Here is a 20,108-nt window from a genome sequence, read left to right as displayed (position 1 = left end):
TTATAATATTTTAAAGTTTATATAAACAATTTTATTATTTATTAAAAAGTCTAATTATATTAATACCTTTAGATAATTGTAATTTTATAATTTTAATTTTTTCATCAATTATAGCCATAGAATTTGTTTTTTCAAAATCATAACGAATTCCTGTACTTACTCCATTTACTTCTATTTCAAGTTTTTTATTATAATCATTAGCTAAATAGTGTATAGCAAAATCATATATTCCTGTATTATCTATATCTACCCTTAATACAACTTCACCTTTGCCTACGCCACCTATATTTTCTATAATTCCTCTATTTATAATAGCTGAACCAAAGGTAGCTATATTAGCGTAAACTTTTCTCATAAATCTTTTTATCTTAAATTTTCCTAAATAAGGAGCTTTATTAACTCCATCTCCGTAAAATTTAATAATATTAGCACCTCTATTTAAAATAACATCTACATCAAAGATTTCCTTATCCTCTTTTTTCCACCCTTTTGTTTTGGCCACTTTATATTGTTTATATGACTTATTATTATTTATATCCATTTTAAAAATTCTTTCAAAATCACCACTTAAATAATCAATTGATAAAGTATATATTGCAGTTTCTTCTATACTAACTACTACACTAGCAGCACCATCATTAGGTCCCCCTAAATTCATTGCAAAATTAGTGCTTGTGTCTATATATTGACCACTATTTAATTCATCTAAACTTAAAGTAGTAGTACTCATATCTATCATTGCACCATTACTTAATTCACCTAAAGCTATATCATAAGTTGATAAAACAGAATTAGTTTCTGTGTTCATAAGTTTTGAACTATATATTTTTATAGTTCCTAAACTTGGTCCATAATCTTTTCCATTTCCATGAAATCTTATTTTATTTTCTCCTGATTTTAAATTTAATGATGTATTAAAAGTTTTAATATCATCTAAAGTCCATCCATTAGTTTTTTCACACTTATCAACACTAACATTAATACCATTAACATCAATTGCTAAAATTCTATTATCATCTGCTCCTATATAATCAATAGATACTCCATAAGTTCCCGCATTATCAACTGTTACTATTATTGTTGAAGATCCATCAGACGGGCCTCCTATCCATCCTGCCAAATTAGTTCCCTCATCTAATTTTGCTCCACCTTCTAAAATACCTTGTGCAGCATTAAAAGTTAGTACTTTATTTGAATTATCAATAATTGTTCCTCCTAATTGGAAAGTAGTTTCTGTTATATTAACAATAATTTCTCCAAAGCTTGGTGCATAATCAACTCCATTTCCATGAAGCTTAACTTTATTTTCTCCTGCCTTTAATTGTAATGTTAATTTAAAATTAGCAGCATCATTTATACTCCACCCATTAGTTTTTTCTGGTCTATAAATAGTATCTGTACTTACACCATTTACATCCACTCTAAAAACTCTATTTTCACCAGAAACATATTGTACTAAAAATTCATACGCACCAGCTCTATCAACCTTTACTGTTATGGTAGTAGCCCCATCATCAGGTCCTCCTATCCACCCTGCAACCTTACCATCAAGCTCTAATTTAGCACCATTAGCTAATTCTCCTTTAGCAGCTTGAAACTTTCCTACAACCATTGGATAACTTGCAGATGGTAACGTAGTTGTATTCACAGAATCTTTCACCATATTAACAGTAATTTCTCCAAAACTTGGTGAATAATCAGTTCCATTTCCATGAAATTTAACTTTATTTTCTCCTACATCTAATTTTAATCTTAACTTAAATATTTTAGAATCTTTTATAGTCCATGTTGCAGTATTTTCTGGAGTATATATAATGCCTGTATTTAAATTATTAACATCTACTTTAAATACTCTATTATCTGTTACAATATATTGTACTAAAAATTCATAAATCCCCGATTTTTCAACTTTTACTGTTATAGTAGTAGCTCCATCATCAGGTCCTCCTATCCAGCCTACAATCTTTCCTTCAAGCTCTGGTTTAGCCCCATTAGACAATACTCCTTCAACCGCTTGAAATTTCCCTATAAATATTGGATAATTTGTAGGTGCTGGTGTTTCTTGTGAATTACTTGTATCATTTGTATCAGTTGTGTCAGTTGTATCAAAAGTATCTTTTAATATATTTACTGTAATCTCTCCTAATTTTGGAGCAAAATCAGATCCATTTCCATGAAATTTAACTTCATTTTCTCCAGCCTTTAATTGTAATCTTAAATCAAATATTTTAGCATCTTCCGCTTCCCATCCACCTGTTTTTTCAGGAGTATAAATCTTATTTGTACTTTCACCATTAACTGCTATTTTAAACGCTCTAGTCTCTGCTGAAATATATTGTACTAAAAATTCATAACTACCTTCTTTGTCAACTTTAACAATTATTGTAGTGGAGCCATCCGATTCTCCCCCTATTCTTCCTACAAATTTATTATCAAGCTCCAACCTTACTCCATTATCTAATATTCCAGTAGTTGATTGATATTTTCCTATAGTTCTTGGAAAAGTAGTTGAAAGAAAAGTATCTTTTACTATATTTACTGTAATCTCTCCTAATTTTGGAGCAAAATCAGTTCCATTTCCATGAAACTTAACTTCATTCTCACCAGGATCTAATTTTAACATTATAGTAAATATTTTAGCATCTTTCGCTTCCCATCCATCTGTTTTTTCAGGAGTATAAATAATATTTGTACTTTCACCATTAACTTTTATTTTAAATTCTCTAGTCTCTGCTGAAATATATTGTACTAAAAATTCATAATCTCCCTCTTTATCAACCTTTACTGTTATTGTAGTTGACCCATCAGAAGATCCTCCTATTCTTCCTACAAATTTATTATCAAGTTCTAATCTTACTCCATTATCTAATATTCCAGTAGTTGATTGATATTTGCCTACAAGTCTTGGAAAAGTAGTTGAAAGAAAAGTATCTTTTACTATATTTACTGTAATTTCTCCTAATGTTGGACCATAATCAGTTCCATTTCCATGAAACTTAACATCATTTTCTCCCTTTTTTAAACTTAACATTAAAGTAAATATTTTAGCATCTTTTACTTCCCATCCATCTGTTTTTTCAGGAGTATAAATAATATTTGTACTTTCACCATTAACTTTTATTTTAAATTCTCTAGTCTCTGCTGAAATATATTGTACTAAAAATTCATAATCTCCTTCCTTATCAACCTTTACTGTTATTGTAGTTGACCCATCAGAAGGTCCTCCTATTCTTCCTACAAATTTATTATCAAGCTCTAATCTTACTCCATTATCTAATATTCCAGTAGTTGATTGATATTTACCTACAAGTATTGGATAAGTTGGTTGTTCAGGTAAAGTTGATGGCTGTGGTGAAGGGGTTGATGGAGATGTTGGAGGAACTGTACCTGTTGATGGTGCTGTAGTTGAAGGAATTCCAGGAATATTTATTGGAAGATTTGGTATATTGCCTCCTCCTGAAGAGCTTCCCACAATAGTTTTTATAATTATTTCTCCAAGGTCTGGTGCTAAGTCTACCGTATTTCCATGAAATTTAACTTTATTCTCTCCTACACTTAATTTTACTTTTGTAATAAATACTTGAGCATCTTTAGCAGTATCTCCATTTGTTTTTTCTACTCTATAAATAGCACCTGTAGTTACATTATTAACGTCTATTTTAAATACTCGACTTTCAGTAGCTATATATTGTATTGAAAATTCATAATCATCTTCTTTATCAACCCTTACGGTTATTGTAGTTGACCCATCATCTTTTCCACCTAGATTAGTGGCAAAATAGGTTCCAATATTCAGTCTTGCACCATTTTCAAATTTTCCTCTACCAGCTTGATATTTTCCCACAATAGTAGCCTCAGAATCTGTTGAAGTCTCTGAATTATCTGTTGGTGAAGTAGAGTTATTAGGAAGTCCAGGCATATTTGGCAAATTAGGTATATTTATTCCTTCAAATGCCTTAGGATGAAATTTATATTCATTTATATCCATATAATAACACCTCTTAAATTACTTTATATTACTAATAATATTCAACATTTGACTATATTGATATTAATTTTACATTAACTATTAAAATATACTTTATAAAATTATAAAAAAATAAATTTAAAATTAAAATTCCATCTCTTTTTGTAGAAAAATGACTGCTACTTAAAAGATTTTAATCACATAAAAAAAATTATAGGATAAATAAATTAAAAAACTTATTTATCCTATAATTTAAATTTTATTTACTTTTCATAATAAGCCATTAGCTCATTTACCAAACTCTTTTTTACCTTTTTGTACTTTATAGAAATATTTTTATTATTTTTCATTATTGGATATAAAGCTAAAATACTTATTAAATATGTAATATATCTAAATATTTCATTTTCAATTCTTACCAAATTCATAGAAACCACTATGCAAATACTATAAGATATAGTAGCATATATTATCTCTTTTTTAAAAACCTTATTTCTATTATTATTTTCTGAGTAAATTAAAATAGATTTTTTATAAATACTATTTATAAATTTAACAAAAGAAATTGATGATATAACAGTAGCTATAATATCTACTTGCCAATTCATTTCCTTAGTGCTAAATAAAATTAAAGAAAGTCCAAATATAATAAAACTTAAAAATGATGTGTTTCCTATATAACTTGCTTTTTTTATATTTTCTATATTTCTTTTTTCAATTTCAGTTACAGTATCTTCTTCAAATATATTAATAGAATTACATTCTAAATATTTTACTTTTTTATAAATTTTAAAATTTATAATTAAACTAAAGAACATTAATACTATTTGTACAACTACTTTTAATTTATAAATATCACTTAAAAAAATAGTTTTAGTATATGATAGTAAAACTATATAAGATATTATTTTAAAACAAACATCTATTATTAATTCTCTTTTTAAATTTTTATAATATAAGTTCTCATTATTAAGCAAAGGATATGTTGTAACAAATAACAATAGCAATGGACTTAATAACCATATTGATAAAACTATACCTAACTTTAAAACATAAATATTATTATTAATATTTAAATTTTGATACATAGAAAAATAAGTAATTAACACTAAGTTATTTATGTAATTGATAACGTTTAACAAACATGTTGTTCTTATTTCTTTTTTCAAAGCTAGTACCTCCTCTAACTAATGAAGTCATTTCTTATAAAATTCATTTTTAAGATATTTTTTCCATACAACTACATTAAGATAACCTTTACACAATCCATACAATTTTTAATCCTTAAATTTATAAGGCATAATAAAAGAATACTATACTCTTTAATTATGCCTAAAAATTTTATTATATGTCAAGAACTTATAATTACTTATATATTTGACAATTCTAAATTATAGCTTCTGCTTCAGTTTTTATTTCATTAAATGATAAGGCCATATCTCTAATAATTAAATTAGAAATAATTCCACTAAAGTTAGTGTCTCCAATCATTATAGGAGAATTTATAATATCTTCTGAAGTTTTATTTTTATCAAAATTTGAACTATCTAATTTTCCATTTATATAAATCTTAATCATTCCATTTTTTTCTCTTAAAGCAGTTATATTTATAACAGTATTATTATTAATAATAGCTTTAGATACCACCAATATTCCTTTGCAAACAAATTCCATCCTCCCAGAAGAATTTATTCTTAAACTATATTCATTTCCTTGATATAAAACAGTTGTATTTTTATCTGTGGTTTTAATTTTCATAGAAATTGAAAAATCCGCACTTCCTTTTAAAGAATTAATGGTATTAAGTTCATAAGTTTTATTATTAAATACTATTGCATTTCTATTTTCTATAATAGTTGAAGTTATTCCTATAGGATTTTTTAAAGAACTAGGTTCTGATATTTTAGCAATTATATAGTTATTATAAAATTTTAATTTTTCTACTGTTGTTAATGTATTCCTATTTAAATCTATTACTCCATTAATATTTAAATAATATTCTACACTATCTATAAGAGCATTTTGAAGTGTTAATTTTACAGTTCTACGATTCCATAAAATTGTAGCATCAGTAATACTATTTCCTTCAATTGAATAATTATTTTTATTTGCTAATATTCTTTCACTAAATTCAACTAATAAAATATTTGATGCTACTACTTTTATATTTTTTACTACTGCTTGTGCATTATTCTCAACTCCAAATTGCCAAATTATCACTTCATAAGGCTGTAAAGTTATATTTATACTTTCACCATAATTATAAACTTTACTATCATTTATTACACCATAAGGGTATATAGTTTTTTTTCTCAAATTATAAGCACCTTCTCCTACCCCTATTAATCTATCTAATACAAATGTGAAAGATTTAGTAACATTTGATGGATTTCTTAAAGATATTATTCCTTCAGTGTCATTCCATGATGAATATCCATAAACATTGCCTGTTAATGGAGTTTCACCTATTAATTTTGCATTTCTTAATATATGAAAATTTTTCTTTCCCCAATTTAAAACTTCAGCATTAACCATCCATTTATCATCATCAAATAAATTATAACTATAATATAACTCCCAAAAACCTGTGCCTCTAGTCATAAGCATATATAAATATTTTTCAAACTGATCTGTAGTCATAGATACTAAACTATTATTATATCTATTCTCATTACCATATATAGGATCATGATTATATATGTTAGCTAATGGAAACTGAAATTCTCTCTCTTTAACAAAATTAAAATATCTACCATCTCTATAAGTTATCATAGCATCCATCATAGAATTATCAATTTTAGGACCTGTAAACCCAACATCATTACTATTTTGAAGCCATACAGCATTTACCCATTGTAAAAACCAAGGACTAGGAACTGCATAGGAAGTCATATTAATATATAAATTTTTTCCTTGTATTTCCCTACCTTTCCTCATATCTATAAACACATCTATCCATTTTTCCCAATGTTCAGTAGTAAAAAACATAGAATAATTTCCACCAGTAATATGACCATGATTTTTACTAGGACAAGGATTTAGATTAAACCCATCTAACTTCCAATAACTTATTTGAAATTTATTTTGATAGTCTAAAAATAATTGTGTCATTTTATCTAAATAAACTGGATGTCCAGTACAAACGTCATCTGAAGCTGGATTATATCCTCCTGTGCCAGCCTTCTCCATTTGTCTTCCAAATTTAGAGTTATAATTATATCCTCCTCTTGGTCCATGCCATAAACCAAATGTAGATGAAAATTTCTCTGCTAATTCCATGGAATCATATAATTCTCTAGGAAATTTATTGTTAAATCTCCAAAAATCTGCATCATAGTTATTCCAACCATCATCTACTACATAACAATCTATAGGCTCAACTCCAAATTGTGATAATCCCTTTTCAATTTCATAAAATGAACCTACTATATTGTTAGCTGTAATATTCATCATAAAATCATACCAAGAATTATATTGAAGTCTAAAGTCTGTTTTTGTAGCTATAGTGTCTATATACTTAAATAAATCTGATTTTATTACTGAATTATCCTTACTTCTTGCAGCACCAACAACAGTCTGCCAAGTTCTATATATATTATCTGAAGTCTTCCTTAAATCTTTAAATTTTTTTCCTGAAAAATATCTAATAAAAGCAATATTATTTAATATTCTATTATCTGTTTGAGGAAATTCACATCCATAAAACATCCCTTCAATATAAATAGGTTGTCCTAAAGCTATATGATAACTAGAGATGTATGCTGGTTCCATATTAGGGCGAGACCATACATCTGTATTAGAATCTACTACTATAGATTCTAAATCAATATAGTCTATATTTGTATTCTCTCCTTCAACTTTAATTTCCAAATATTTTTTTATGAAAAAGTCACCATTTTTCATAACTACATTCATAACTATATGATAAATATCATTTAATAAATTAAAAGGATTAAAATAAAATTTAATTATTTTACCATTATTATCTTTAGTATTTGAAATAATTACATCATTTAAAAGTAAATCTGAACAATTAATATTGTTTTTTAAGTCACTACTATTAGTTTCAATAATATCAAGTTCTGCACAACTTGCAAAAGCTTGACCATTAACAGAATTTAGTCCAACTAATTTTATATATCTTCCACTAACACCAAAAACAAAATTTACAGTTATAGGATTAGCTCCATTATATTTAAAAATTCCTTTTGCTACTGCATTCCCAAAATTATTTTTATCATTACTTACGTAAAATTCATAATCCTTTATATTACCATTGTCCCCTATTTGCCTCGGTGTATAAGAAAATCCTTTTATTTGTTTTATATCACCTAAATCTACTACTATATAATGAGGATATCCATCTATAGTAGGATTATACCTACTATGCCATATACTTCCTAAATCTCCATCTACGGCATTAATAGCCCTTCCATTTTCTGAAACTTGCTCCTCACTATCTACAGCAACTATATTCCATGAATCTTTTTTTCTATACAATTTTATATTAAATTCTTCCGATCCATTAGCAGGAGTACAAACAGTATTAGCTCTTAGATTTTTTATCTGAAAAGTTTTTAATTTATTATTTTCTATAGAAAAAATTCTAGATATAAACTTATTTCCAATGGTTACAGTATTATCGTTTTTTGATGCCACAACCATTTCATCTAAAGTTGATTTTGTAGTAAAACCTTCTACCATTGGATATAATTTTTTTTTACATAAGCCAAAGATTAGGTTATTTTCCTTCATAAAAAATTCCTCCTAATTACTATAGGTAAAATACCTTTCAAATAGTAATATATTCTTTATAAATATATTTATGATTAACTTCTAATCTTCTTATAAATTAAAGATATAAAAAATACTGCTAATAAAAATGAGCTTATTAATGAAACTATTAATACCCCATAACTTTTTAAAGAAATAATATTTAAAATAAGGAATATTCTATAGCTATATATAGCTAATGTTAAACTAATTATACTACTCCAATAAGCAAATTTCTTTTTTGTTGAATATCTATTTAATATTCTGTAATTCTTCTTTCTATACTTATATAAACATAAAATAATACATATACCTCCTATTAATGTACTACCATGCTGTATAAATTTATAAACAGGAACTTCATAACTGTAAATAGCAATAGTCTTTCTTAAAAAATTTATTTCATTTACAAAAAAACCTGTTTTATGAGTAAATCCATCCCAAATAACATGAGTAGCCATACCTATAACAGCTGAATAAATAAATATTATCAATGATTTAAAATTTTTAATGTGAAACTTTTTATAAGGAATATGTCCAAAAAAACTAATAACTTTCCTTGGTAAGCTACTTATTAATGGTTCTTTTATTATATTATGCCAAGCAAATGCTATAATAAAAGTTAATGGAATATTTAAATATAAAAATCCAATAAGAGTATGCCCTATTATTCCATATGGAGCAAACCTCAAAAAATACTCAAAATCTGGTACCATAGTTCCAATAACCAAAGCTGTGAAACAAATCCACTTGTTTTTAAATTTATAAGCTGGTAAAACAATAGCTGGATGTGCAAAAGTAAACGGCATTTCATATTCTCCTTTATAAATTTAATTTTTTAACCAAATTATCTTTAGATTCATATAATACTTATATTATTAATTTTAAAAAATAAAATATGCTTAATTATATGCTAATGCTTAATTTCATTTATACTTTATAATAGCATATTTTTTAGGGGGAATATTATGATTGAAACAATTTCCAATTCCTATGAAACATTAATTAATGAACTAGATAACCATACATCTAATAATTTTAAAGAAACTTATAATAAAGTGGCTCTTACACCACCAATGGGCTGGAGTAGTTGGAATTCACTTAAAACTAATATTAATGAATCTAATGTTTTAGAAGTTGCTTCTATTTTTTCTAAAGCTAATTTAATAAAGTTAGGATATGAATATTTAATTTTAGAAGATGGTTGGCAATCTTATGAAAGAAATACTGATGGAACATTAAAATATGATGCAACTAAATTTCCAAATGGAATTAAAAATTTAAACAATTTAGTAAATTCACTAGGTCTTAAATTAGGATTATATAGTTCTAATAGTTATACCACTTGCTTAGGATATACAGGTAGTCTAAATAAAGAAAATTTAGATGCTGAAACCTTTGCTAATTGGGGCATAGAATATTTAAAATACGACAATTGTAATAATGTTATTTTTTCTTCTACCGCTCCTGAAATAGATAAAATAGCACTATTATATGAAAATACAAAAAATTATATCTATCCTTCTATCGAAGCTGAAAATGGACAATTAATTAAAAATGCCAAAATAATAACTGATTCTACTAGTTCTAATGGAAAATATGTCACTGGATTAAGCTCTAATAATGGTTATATTTTATTTTCTAATATTCAAATAATGTCTGATGGTAATTATGATTTAATTATTTATTATAAAAACAGCGGTCACCTTGAAATTTCAGTTAATTATGGTGATATTTATTATATAAACACACCTTCCAATAGTACTACAGTTAAACTATCTATTTATTTAAAAAAAGGTAAAAACACTATAATGTTTTATAATTCTCTAGTACTTAATGAAGATAGTACTCCTACACAATTTAGAAAAATGGGAACAGCTTTGAAAAAAGCTACTTCTAAAATAGCAAATACTAATAATTCTATAGAAAAATCAATTGTTTTCTCTATTTCTGACTGGGGAATAAATAAACCTTGGGAATGGGCAAAATATCACAGTAATAGTTGGACAACTACTTTTCCAACAGATGCTGACTGGGAGAAAATTATTTATACTTATACTACTAATATGAACTATTCTTTATACTCTGCTCCTGGTTCTTGGAATGATGCTGGTACTCTTCAGGTAGGTAATGGTAAATTAACATATGAAGAAAATAAATCTCACTTTACTTTATGGTGTATGATGGCATCACCATTAATAATTGGAACTAACTTAAAAAACTTTCTAAATAATGATGGTACTATAAATTTTTCTAATGATATTTTAACAATACTAAGTAATAAAGATATGATATCTATAAATCAAGATAAAAAAGGACTTCAATGTCGATATTATGAAAATAATAAGGACCTTGATATTTTAATTAAACCATTAGAAAATAATACCTTAGCTATATGCATTCTTAATAAAACTTCTTCTGCTAAAAATATTAAAGTAAGCTTAAAAGAAATATTAAAATTACAATATGTTAATTTACCAACATTAGAAACTTATGAAATATTTGATCTTTGGGATAAAAATATTTCTATAACTAATGATTTTATTAATGCAACTGTAAATTCTCATGGAGTTAAAGCCTTTAAAATCTCAGAACCTAATCTTAAACTATTATCTAATAATGAAAACTTAACTTTAAATATAGAGTCTGTATTAGAAGCTAATAAAACATTTTTAGTTAATGCTACTTTTAAAAATATAGGAATAGAAGATATTAAAAATTTAACTTTATCTTTAGTAACCCCAAAATCTTTTTCAATTTCACCTATATCAACTAATGCATCTATTCTTAAATCTGATGAATGTTATACAGCTGGATGGACACTTGTTACGCCTAATACTGAATGGGATTATATTTTAAATGTAAATGCTAATTTTACTTATAGTTCAACACTTAATTCACAAACTATAAGTACTTCTAAACATTTAAAAGTTTTAAATCCTCCAAAACCTAATACTTCTCTATCAGATATGTCTTGGTTAAGTTTTTATTCTGTACTAGGATCAATTACACGAAACAAATCTTATTCTGGTAAAACTCTTTCAATTAATGGTATATCTTATAATTCAGGTATAAGCGTTCCTGCTAATAGTGAAATCAAATTTTTTAATGGAAAAAACTCAATTAATTTTTATGCATTAATTGGTATAGATGATTTTTCTATAGCAACAGATCCTAAATCTGGTTTTCCATGCGCTATATTTCAAGTTTTTGGAGATAATGAAAAAATTTACGATAGTGGTATAATAAAATATAATGAAACTAAAGAAATTTATTTAGATTTAAGTTTTTATGATATAATAACCCTTCGTGTTATAGATGAAGCAAATCTATATTCTTTCTGTCATTATAATTGGATTAACCCAACCTTTAAAGCTAATAAAGGTTGCTAATAAAAAAGTCATGATTTTTAAAGTAATTAATCTTATAAAATCATGACTTTTAAAACTTAAAGCTAATTTTTATATGCAAATAATTTTAAATACTTAACTATATTTTTCCTTCTAAAATAAAATATTAAACTATAATAAAATTTCCTAAGTCTGGTGCAGATTTAGTTCCATCACCATAAAATTTTATAATATTTTCTCCTTTAGTTAATTTTACTGTAGTTGTAAACACTCCCATTATAAAGAATCCTGTTTTGTAAACTTTACCTGTATCAACTCCATTAACCTCTATTCTAAAGGTTCTATTTCCATTTCTATAAGACATATTTAGTATATAATCTCTAGTTACTGGAGCCTTATATTCAAAAGTTGCAAACCCTTCATTAGTACCACCTAAAAAATCAATTAAATTTTCAAATTTATCAGGTTTAGCTCCAAATGAAAGATTTAGTTCTGAAAGAGCAAATTTCTTAAAAATAGAAAATATATCAAAAAATAAAAGAGAATTATTATCTTCCATAATACTAAGTGAAGTTACTGTTAATTCACCTAGGTCTGGTCCATAATTTATTCCATCACCTGAAAATCTTATTAAATTATTACCTGCATTTAAATTAATAACTGTATTGAATATTCCTACATAATCTGAAGCTGTTTTATAAATATTTTCTTTCTCTTTTCCATCAACACTAATTTTAAATGGTCTTAATGAGTTTCTATAAAAAAGTGATATTGCATAATCTCCTGCATCTACTACATTAACCTTTATTTCTACCATTCCATTATAAGGCCCACCTATATGAGAAACCATTTTACTAATTTTATCAACTTTTGCACCATTTAAAAGAACACCATTCATTAAATCATATTTATATGATAATGTATTTGAACTCATAAAAAAGCCTCCTAATATTAACTTTATATTATTTTATGCTTAACATATTGTTATTGATAGTAATTATTTAAAAATTAATGCTTTATGAATATTTTTCACAAAGCTAATCCACAAATTGATAAAGTTTACATATTCTTAATTTAATATAATAAAATTAAATTTTTCATAAAATTTTACTTTTTTGATAACATTTTATCTTAATAAAATGTTTTAATTAATATATTATATTAATTAATTATTTTAAGGAGGACTTTGTGTGGGTTTTGTAATTAAAAATCTTATAAAAAAATATGGCGAATATACAGCTGTAGATGACCTTAGCTTTTCAATGGACTCTCCTGGCGTATTAGGTTTGTTAGGAACAAATGGAGCTGGAAAAACTACAACTATAAGAATGATTTTAGGTATGCTAAAAAAAAATGGAGGTACTGTTAAATGGAATAATGAGAATTTTTCTCCTAAAACAATACCAACAGGATACTTAGCAGAAGAAAGAGGTATTTATTCAAAATTTACTGTATTAGATCAACTTATTTATTTTGCCCAATTAAAAGGTATGAGCAAAAAAGAAGCTTTAAAAAGCATTGATTATTGGCTTAATAGGTTAGGAATACCCGAATATAAAAATAAAAAAGCTGAAAAACTTTCAAAGGGTAACCAACAAAAAATTCAATTTATTGCCGCTTTAATATCCGATCCTGAATTATTAATTTTAGATGAACCCTTAAGTGGGTTAGATCCTGTTAATACAGATTTATTTAAAGATATAATTAAAGAACAGGTGGCAAAAAATAAATATATTATAATGTCTAGTCATCAAATGAGTACTATTGAAGAATTTTGTGAAAATTTAATTATTTTAAATAAAGGAAAAACTGTTTTAAAAGGTAATCTAAATAACATAAAAAAAAGCTATGGTAGAAATCATTTATCCATAAAGTGTGAAGAGGATATATCATCTATAATAGAAAAATATGATGTTGAAGTAATAAATAATAGTGCTGAAATTATCGATATACAAGTAAAAAACGAAAATCAAGCTAATGATATTCTTAAAGATATTGTAAAGAATAATATTCATCTTATAAAATTTGAACTTCGTGAACCAACACTACATGAAATATTTATAGAAAAGGTAGGTGATTAAAATTATGAATATAAAAAATTGTTTTAATGTATTTAAATTTACTATTATGCAACAAATTAAAGGAAAAGCATTTAAAATATCTTCTACTATAATATTACTTGGTATATTTATTCTTGTATCACTTAGTAACATAATTCCTGCTATTATGGAAAAGCCAAATACCGCTTCTACAGAAGCTAAGGAATTCTCTATAAATACTCTTTATTATGAAGATAATACAAATTTGCATGTGGATATTTCAAAATCTTTAAATAAAATATATCCTAATTTAAAAGTAATAACTTCTGAAAAACCAAAAGAAGAACTAATAAGGGATTTGGAAAAAACTAATGAATCTATGGTATTGATTAGTGTTAATAAAACAGATGCTTCTTATTCTATAGAATTATATAAACCAAAATCTTCTGAAGCAGTATCTAATAAAGAGTGTGATGTTTTATTATCAGATATATCTTTATTATTAAAAAATGAATTTCTTTCAAATAACGGTTTAAGTGCTAATGAAATAGCTATGGTTAATACTCCCTTCCAAACACATACTTATGTAGCTGGAGAAAATACTAGTTTTGAATCCATAGTTGCAACTACACTTCTACCAACAATAATATGTATACTACTATTTTATGTTATTTATTTTTATGGATACTGGGTTGCTAATTCTATTGTTGCTGAAAAAACATCAAGAGTTATGGAATTATTACTTACATCAACTAAACCATTAGAACTAATAGTAGGAAAATGTGTAGGTATGGGTGTACTTGCTATAGCACAGTTTATCTCTATACTAATAGTTGCTCTCGTATCTTTTAAAGTTAGTGAATTAATAGTAATTAAATTTATTGATAGTTCTGCCTCTATATTTAAAATTTCTTCATTATTTGCAAATATATCAGGTATGGACATACTATGGATTATAATTTTTTTCATTTTTGGCTATGCTTTATATTCAATTTTAAACGCTTTAGCTGGTGCAACTGTTTCTAAGCTTGAAGATTTAAACATTGCTATAATGCCAGTATCATTTATAAGTATTATAGGTTTTTATTTAGCTATAATAGGTGTATCAACACCTAATTCTATAATATCAAAAATAGCTTTATATATGCCATTTTCATCTCCATTTTATTTACCAACAATTGTACTTACTGAAAATTTAGCAATATCAAAAATATTATTATCTTTAGCCATTTTAATAGCTACTATAATAATTTTAATATTCTTTACTTCTAGAGTATACTCAGTAGTAATACTCCAAACAGGTAATAGAGTAACTATTTCTGATTTATTCAATATATTTAAAAAAGAAAAATAAAAGTAGTAAATCTATATATTTAGTTTTCTTTCAAGTTAGTATATACTAACTTGAAAGAAATTCTTTAAGTCCTTACATCCACAGCCACAAGGAACAGTAGTTTTACAGAATATTTTATAAATTTACTACTTATTTATTATTAGTATAGTATCAATTTTCTATCACTCAAACTATTATAGTTATTATACTTTATATAAATTAAAAGAGGTGCTTAATGGATAATTTATTAGAACGTTCAATAAAAGATATTATTGATAAATATGATCCTATATTTTTCAATAAATCTAATGTAACTGGTATAGGATTTGGAAATAAAAGAATTAAGGGTATTAATACTAAAGAACCTTGTTTACATGTTATGGTACAAAAAAAACTTCCTTCTAACAAATTATATAAGCATCAATTAATTCCCAAAAATTTTTTAGGAATTAAAACTGATGTTATAGAAACGGGTAAATTTTCTTTTTGTGGAACTCCACCTCCACTTCCCTCATCTCCTCCAGCTGTTTCAAGCGGACCACCACCTATTCCTTCCACCCCTCCTGCAACTTCAAGCGGTCCTCCGCCCATCCCATCTATGCCTCCTTCTACTTCAAATAATTATTCTTTTTTAAGTAATAGAGCTAAAAAAAGAGCTCATTTAGAACTATTATTAAAACTTCAATCAGAATTAAGACCTTTAATACCAGGTGCCGCTATTTTACCTATTACAAAAAAAGGAGGTTTTGGAACATTAGGAGGTTTTGTTTTTGATAATAATACAAATGTTCCTTATATTTTAAGTAACAACCATGTACTATGCGATTATAATACACTTGCTCCTAAAACACCCATAGTTCAGCCTCCTGTAGAACATTATGGTACTTATACTCCAAATGATATAATAGCTTACCTAACTAAAGGTTTATTTTTAACTACTAGCTCTATGGAAAATATCTTCTTCAATAAAGCTGATGCCGCTATTGCAGAAATTTCTTCTAATATAGAATTTAAAAATATGTTTCTTAGAATAGGTAACCCTTTGGGTATTACTGAACCTAAGGTAGATATGATAGTAAAAAAAATAGGAGCTGGTAGTGGTTATAGCGAAGGTATAATCATTTCAACTCATTGTAAAGAATTAATTGATTTTAAAGGTATTTATAACTGCTATTTTCACAATCAAATTAATGCTGACCTAAATACAACAGATGGTGATTCTGGTAGCTTAGTATTAAATGCAGATAATAAGGTTGTTGGATTATTTTACTCATCTAGTGATAATATTGCTTCCTTTTCACCAATACAATATATATTAAATTTTTTTAATGTACACTTTAAAACACCTTAAACCATAAAAGGAGACCTATACAAGTAATATAGGTCTCCTTTTATGATTTAATTATTTTTTACTAAAAATAAAATAATAAAATTAAATTTCCTATAATTGATATTATTAATAAAATTCTAGCCAATAAAAAATACTCTTCTTCTTTAACTAAGCAAATAAGTCCCCCTATTGCTCCTATACCTCCTATTGCAATACAAAGAGCTATTCTAAAATGCAAATTAGAAGGTAATGCTGAAGCTGATATATACGCTAATAACATAGCAAAAAAAGCTATACTGGCTAATACTATCTTATTTTTAGCAATAATTCCTCTTTTGTAAAACAAAAGTATAATACAAACCAAAGATACTATAGCAATAACGAAAAATAGCATACCTAAAATAGCCATGGACATAACTTATTCCTCCTGAATTTTAAATTATATTCTATGTAATACAGTTATGTAAAAAGTCTAGTAAACTATTATAAAAACTCTAATATTAATTTTTTTCTAAATGTTTACTAATTCTTTGTGCTTCAACAATTCCGCCAGACATAACCCCTTCATATCCACCACCAGGATTAGTCCATGCACTAACTAAACTTAAATTTTTAACTGAAGTTTCCTTTTTCAGTCTATGCTTCCCAGCTTGATCAACATACTGAGCATATCCATACACTGCTCCTAAAGGATTTTTAGTGTATTTTTCCATAGTCCTAGGTGTTCCTAATTCTGCTATAACTATATGTTTAGATATACCTTTATAATATTTTCCCAATCTTTTTATCATTCTTGCAGTTACATTTTCTTTTTGCTTTAAATAATCCTCTTTATTCTTTGACCAATAATCATAATTATCTATATAAGTCATTGTTATAACACCATTTTTATCATCATTTAAAGTACTATCCATAGCATTATAATTAGTAAGTAAAAAACCTGCCTCTTCATAATTATTTTTTAATGCCAATTCATAATCTTCTTGTGGTGAAACTTTTCCTAAAAAGAATATTTCTTCTTTTTCAATACCTATATCTTTAGGATTACAATCTAATCCTAAATAAAGCTGTGATAATGTACACCCTATTTTTGAATTATTTATTTTATCCATTTCTGAATTACTTAAAAAATCTTTAGGTAACATTTTATATGTATTTATTGGATTAACATTTGAAATAATCCATTTTGCTTTAAACTCATCACCATTATTTAATCTAATACCATTAACTTTTTCTCCATCAGTTAATATTTTTTGTACCATGCTTTTTAAGTAAACTAATCCATTATTATTTTTTATCACCTCTACAAAAGCATTAGTTAAAGCTTGAGCTCCTCCTTGAATATAATACTTACCATGAACATGATATGAAATCCAAGGAATAAAGAAGTATAATGCACTTAATTCTTTAGGAGGTAATCCATAGTAAGACCAATTAGCTGTAAATAATTTTATAAAATCATCATTGTCTATATATTCTTTAATTACCTCATAAGTAGTTTTTCCAGACCATTTTATAAATAATAAAACATCTTTATGCATAACATTGAAGATAGATTTATCTTGCTCTAATATAAACCTATTAAATCCATTAGAAAATCTACCAATAGCATTAAATAATTTTTCTATTTTAATTTTTTCTAAAGGAAATTTACTTATCAAGAACTCTTTATATTCATCTTTATTATTAGGTATATCATAAATATCTTTATTAAATTTAACTGAATATGCCTCTTTATTCTTTAATGGTTTTATCTTCTGCATAACCCCACAAGCTGATAAAATATTATAAACACTTCCTCCTTTTTCTAATCCACCAATCCCATGCAATGAAACATCAAAATTATAATTTTTTCTTTTAAAATTTGTTGCATATCCTCCAGGAATGAAATGTTGCTCAAAAACTCCAACATTATAACCTAATATAGCAAGTCTACTAGCAGCAGTTAATCCTCCTAATCCTGATCCTATGACAATAACATCAAAATCCATAATAAACTCATCCTTTCTATAAAAAATATAATTAAATATATTTTTTACTTTTAATAACTGAGCCCTTACACTTAATTTTCCAATGTTTTAAATTTATTAATACCATTATACCATTTTTAATCAAATCAGTTATATTAAGTATTATTTTATATAAATTAAAATGCCTAAATGCTATCTAAATTAATTGGGTATACTAAATATAATAAAATATATTTAGCGGAGGCTCAAAATGAAAGAAAGATTAACTATAAGAAAAGATATACCTTATGAAGTATTAAAAGCACTATATTCTAGCGAAAAAAATTCTAGAATTAAAACAAGATTATTAACACTTTTACTAGTACTAGAGAATAATGCAAGTATTGGTATTTCTAAAATTCTAAAGCAGTCAGATGCAACAGTTAGAAAGACTATTCATAGATATAATAAGTTTGGATTAGAGGGCCTTAAAGATATAAAGCATCCCCCTAAAGAGACTATATTAAATACCCAAGAACTTAATATAATAGATGATGCTTTAACAAAATCACCTCGTGAGTCAGGGCTTAATTATAATAATTGGACAGGTGAACTTTTAGTTAAATGGATAAGTCTTAAATTTGATAAAAAGATATCTATCGGAACTGCTTACAATATATTTAAGCAATTAAATTACTCTAAAACTAGAGCCAAAAAATCAAGCAAAAAAGCTGATGAGGAAACACTAAATAAATTTAGAGAAGATTTTTCAAATTTGATAAATTCAAAATCAGAAGATACTGTAATTTTATATGAAGATGAAGCAATTGTTACATCGGAGACGTCTGCGACTTCCGTATGGACTAAGGTCGGAACTCAACCAATAGTTAAAACTTTACCAACTGGAACAAGAAAAAGAAAAGTTATATATGGTGCGACTAATCCTGAAACAGGTGATCTTACTTATCAATTATCTGATAAAGGTAACACAGATAATTTTAAGCTTTTTTTAAAATAAAATTGATGACAAATATAAAGATAAAAAGGTTGTATTAGTTCTCGATAATGTTAGATATCATCATTTTAAAGGAATAGAGAATTTTCTAAAAGATTTTAATAATATAACCTTTTTATATCTTCCACCATATTGTTCTGAATTAAATGCAATTGAACATCTTTGGAAAAACTTACGTCAAGCCGTAATTCATAATACAGTATTTGAAAATTTCTCAAAGTTAATTGAACAAGTTATATTACATTTAGATACATTGATTTTGGACAAGGGAGCACTTAAAAAACTCTGTTATTTTATACAGTAGTACTTCCCCATAAGATATTAGCAGTTAAGCAATAAAATTTATATAAAT

General features: G+C 25.9%; 13 protein-coding genes. 6 read left to right on the top strand and 7 right to left on the bottom strand.

Annotation, left to right across the window (positions count from 1 at the left end; translation table 11 throughout):
• Positions 1-34 precede the first annotated feature (34 nt).
• The 4 genes from GBZ86_RS04250 to GBZ86_RS04235 form a co-directional block, all read right to left on the bottom strand.
• Positions 35-3,988, bottom strand: a complete 3,954-nt coding sequence (locus tag GBZ86_RS04250) for a carbohydrate-binding protein (protein WP_152888065.1) — start codon at positions 3,986-3,988, stop codon at positions 35-37.
• A gap of 242 nt (positions 3,989-4,230) precedes the next feature.
• A complete protein-coding gene (locus GBZ86_RS04245; RefSeq protein ID WP_152888063.1) occupies positions 4,231-5,136 on the bottom strand; it encodes a hypothetical protein in 906 nt (301 codons plus the stop codon).
• Between the two features lie 217 nt (positions 5,137-5,353).
• Positions 5,354-8,722: a discoidin domain-containing protein gene (locus GBZ86_RS04240; RefSeq protein WP_152888061.1), complete on the bottom strand. Its 3,369-nt coding sequence runs from the start codon at positions 8,720-8,722 to the stop codon at positions 5,354-5,356.
• 74 nt (positions 8,723-8,796) lie between these two features.
• On the bottom strand, positions 8,797-9,549 hold the full coding sequence (locus GBZ86_RS04235) for a DUF4184 family protein (RefSeq protein ID WP_152888059.1): 753 nt from the start codon (positions 9,547-9,549) through the stop codon (positions 8,797-8,799).
• A 159-nt stretch (positions 9,550-9,708) separates the two neighbouring features.
• On the opposite strand from GBZ86_RS04235, the gene GBZ86_RS04230 reads away from it, so the two are divergent.
• Positions 9,709-12,132 (top strand): NPCBM/NEW2 domain-containing protein, encoded by a 2,424-nt coding sequence (locus GBZ86_RS04230; protein WP_152888057.1) that lies wholly within the window; start codon positions 9,709-9,711, stop codon positions 12,130-12,132.
• A gap of 124 nt (positions 12,133-12,256) precedes the next feature.
• On the opposite strand, the gene GBZ86_RS04225 is transcribed toward GBZ86_RS04230, so the two are convergent.
• Complete coding sequence (locus tag GBZ86_RS04225; RefSeq protein ID WP_152888055.1) at positions 12,257-13,024, bottom strand: carbohydrate-binding protein; 768 nt, start codon at positions 13,022-13,024, stop codon at positions 12,257-12,259.
• 256 nt (positions 13,025-13,280) lie between these two features.
• On the opposite strand from GBZ86_RS04225, the gene GBZ86_RS04220 reads away from it, so the two are divergent.
• From GBZ86_RS04220 to GBZ86_RS04210, 3 genes are all read left to right on the top strand, one after another.
• Entirely contained in the window at positions 13,281-14,171 is an 891-nt protein-coding gene (locus GBZ86_RS04220; protein ID WP_327444028.1) for an ABC transporter ATP-binding protein, read from the top strand.
• A 4-nt stretch (positions 14,172-14,175) separates the two neighbouring features.
• Entirely contained in the window at positions 14,176-15,483 is a 1,308-nt protein-coding gene (locus tag GBZ86_RS04215; RefSeq protein WP_152888053.1) for an ABC transporter permease, read from the top strand.
• Positions 15,484-15,697: 214 nt separating this feature from the next.
• Positions 15,698-16,813 (top strand): trypsin-like peptidase domain-containing protein, encoded by a 1,116-nt coding sequence (locus GBZ86_RS04210; RefSeq protein ID WP_152888051.1) that lies wholly within the window; start codon positions 15,698-15,700, stop codon positions 16,811-16,813.
• 61 nt (positions 16,814-16,874) lie between these two features.
• Here GBZ86_RS04210 and GBZ86_RS04205 read toward each other — a convergent pair whose 3' ends face one another.
• A complete protein-coding gene (locus GBZ86_RS04205; RefSeq protein ID WP_152888050.1) occupies positions 16,875-17,207 on the bottom strand; it encodes a hypothetical protein in 333 nt (110 codons plus the stop codon).
• 85 nt (positions 17,208-17,292) lie between these two features.
• The gene (locus tag GBZ86_RS04200) at positions 17,293-18,783 is read right to left on the bottom strand and encodes a phytoene desaturase family protein (RefSeq protein ID WP_152888048.1); all 1,491 of its coding nucleotides are present in this window, start codon (positions 18,781-18,783) and stop codon (positions 17,293-17,295) included.
• A gap of 229 nt (positions 18,784-19,012) precedes the next feature.
• Between GBZ86_RS04200 and GBZ86_RS04195 the strand changes: the two genes are divergently transcribed.
• Both GBZ86_RS04195 and GBZ86_RS18705 read left to right on the top strand, forming a co-directional pair.
• On the top strand, positions 19,013-19,759 hold the full coding sequence (locus GBZ86_RS04195; protein ID WP_152888046.1) for an IS630 family transposase: 747 nt from the start codon (positions 19,013-19,015) through the stop codon (positions 19,757-19,759).
• A 1-nt stretch (position 19,760) separates the two neighbouring features.
• A complete protein-coding gene (locus GBZ86_RS18705; protein WP_422678910.1) occupies positions 19,761-20,060 on the top strand; it encodes a transposase in 300 nt (99 codons plus the stop codon).
• Positions 20,061-20,108 lie beyond the last annotated feature (48 nt).

This window comes from Clostridium tarantellae (genome assembly GCF_009295725.1).
Classification (GTDB): domain Bacteria; phylum Bacillota; class Clostridia; order Clostridiales; family Clostridiaceae; genus Sarcina; species Sarcina tarantellae.
Note: the sequence above shows the minus strand (reverse complement) of the source record. Positions and strands in the feature narration are given on the sequence as shown.

Coding starts and splice junctions, on each gene's coding strand:
- GBZ86_RS04250 (WP_152888065.1), bottom strand. CDS start 3,988: ATGGATATAAATGAATATAAATTTCATCCTAAGGCATTTGAAGGAATA.
- GBZ86_RS04240 (WP_152888061.1), bottom strand. CDS start 8,722: ATGAAGGAAAATAACCTAATCTTTGGCTTATGTAAAAAAAAATTATAT.
- GBZ86_RS04235 (WP_152888059.1), bottom strand. CDS start 9,549: ATGCCGTTTACTTTTGCACATCCAGCTATTGTTTTACCAGCTTATAAA.
- GBZ86_RS04230 (WP_152888057.1), top strand. CDS start 9,709: ATGATTGAAACAATTTCCAATTCCTATGAAACATTAATTAATGAACTA.
- GBZ86_RS04225 (WP_152888055.1), bottom strand. CDS start 13,024: ATGAGTTCAAATACATTATCATATAAATATGATTTAATGAATGGTGTT.
- GBZ86_RS04215 (WP_152888053.1), top strand. CDS start 14,176: ATGAATATAAAAAATTGTTTTAATGTATTTAAATTTACTATTATGCAA.
- GBZ86_RS04210 (WP_152888051.1), top strand. CDS start 15,698: ATGGATAATTTATTAGAACGTTCAATAAAAGATATTATTGATAAATAT.
- GBZ86_RS04205 (WP_152888050.1), bottom strand. CDS start 17,207: ATGTCCATGGCTATTTTAGGTATGCTATTTTTCGTTATTGCTATAGTA.
- GBZ86_RS04200 (WP_152888048.1), bottom strand. CDS start 18,783: ATGGATTTTGATGTTATTGTCATAGGATCAGGATTAGGAGGATTAACT.
- GBZ86_RS04195 (WP_152888046.1), top strand. CDS start 19,013: ATGAAAGAAAGATTAACTATAAGAAAAGATATACCTTATGAAGTATTA.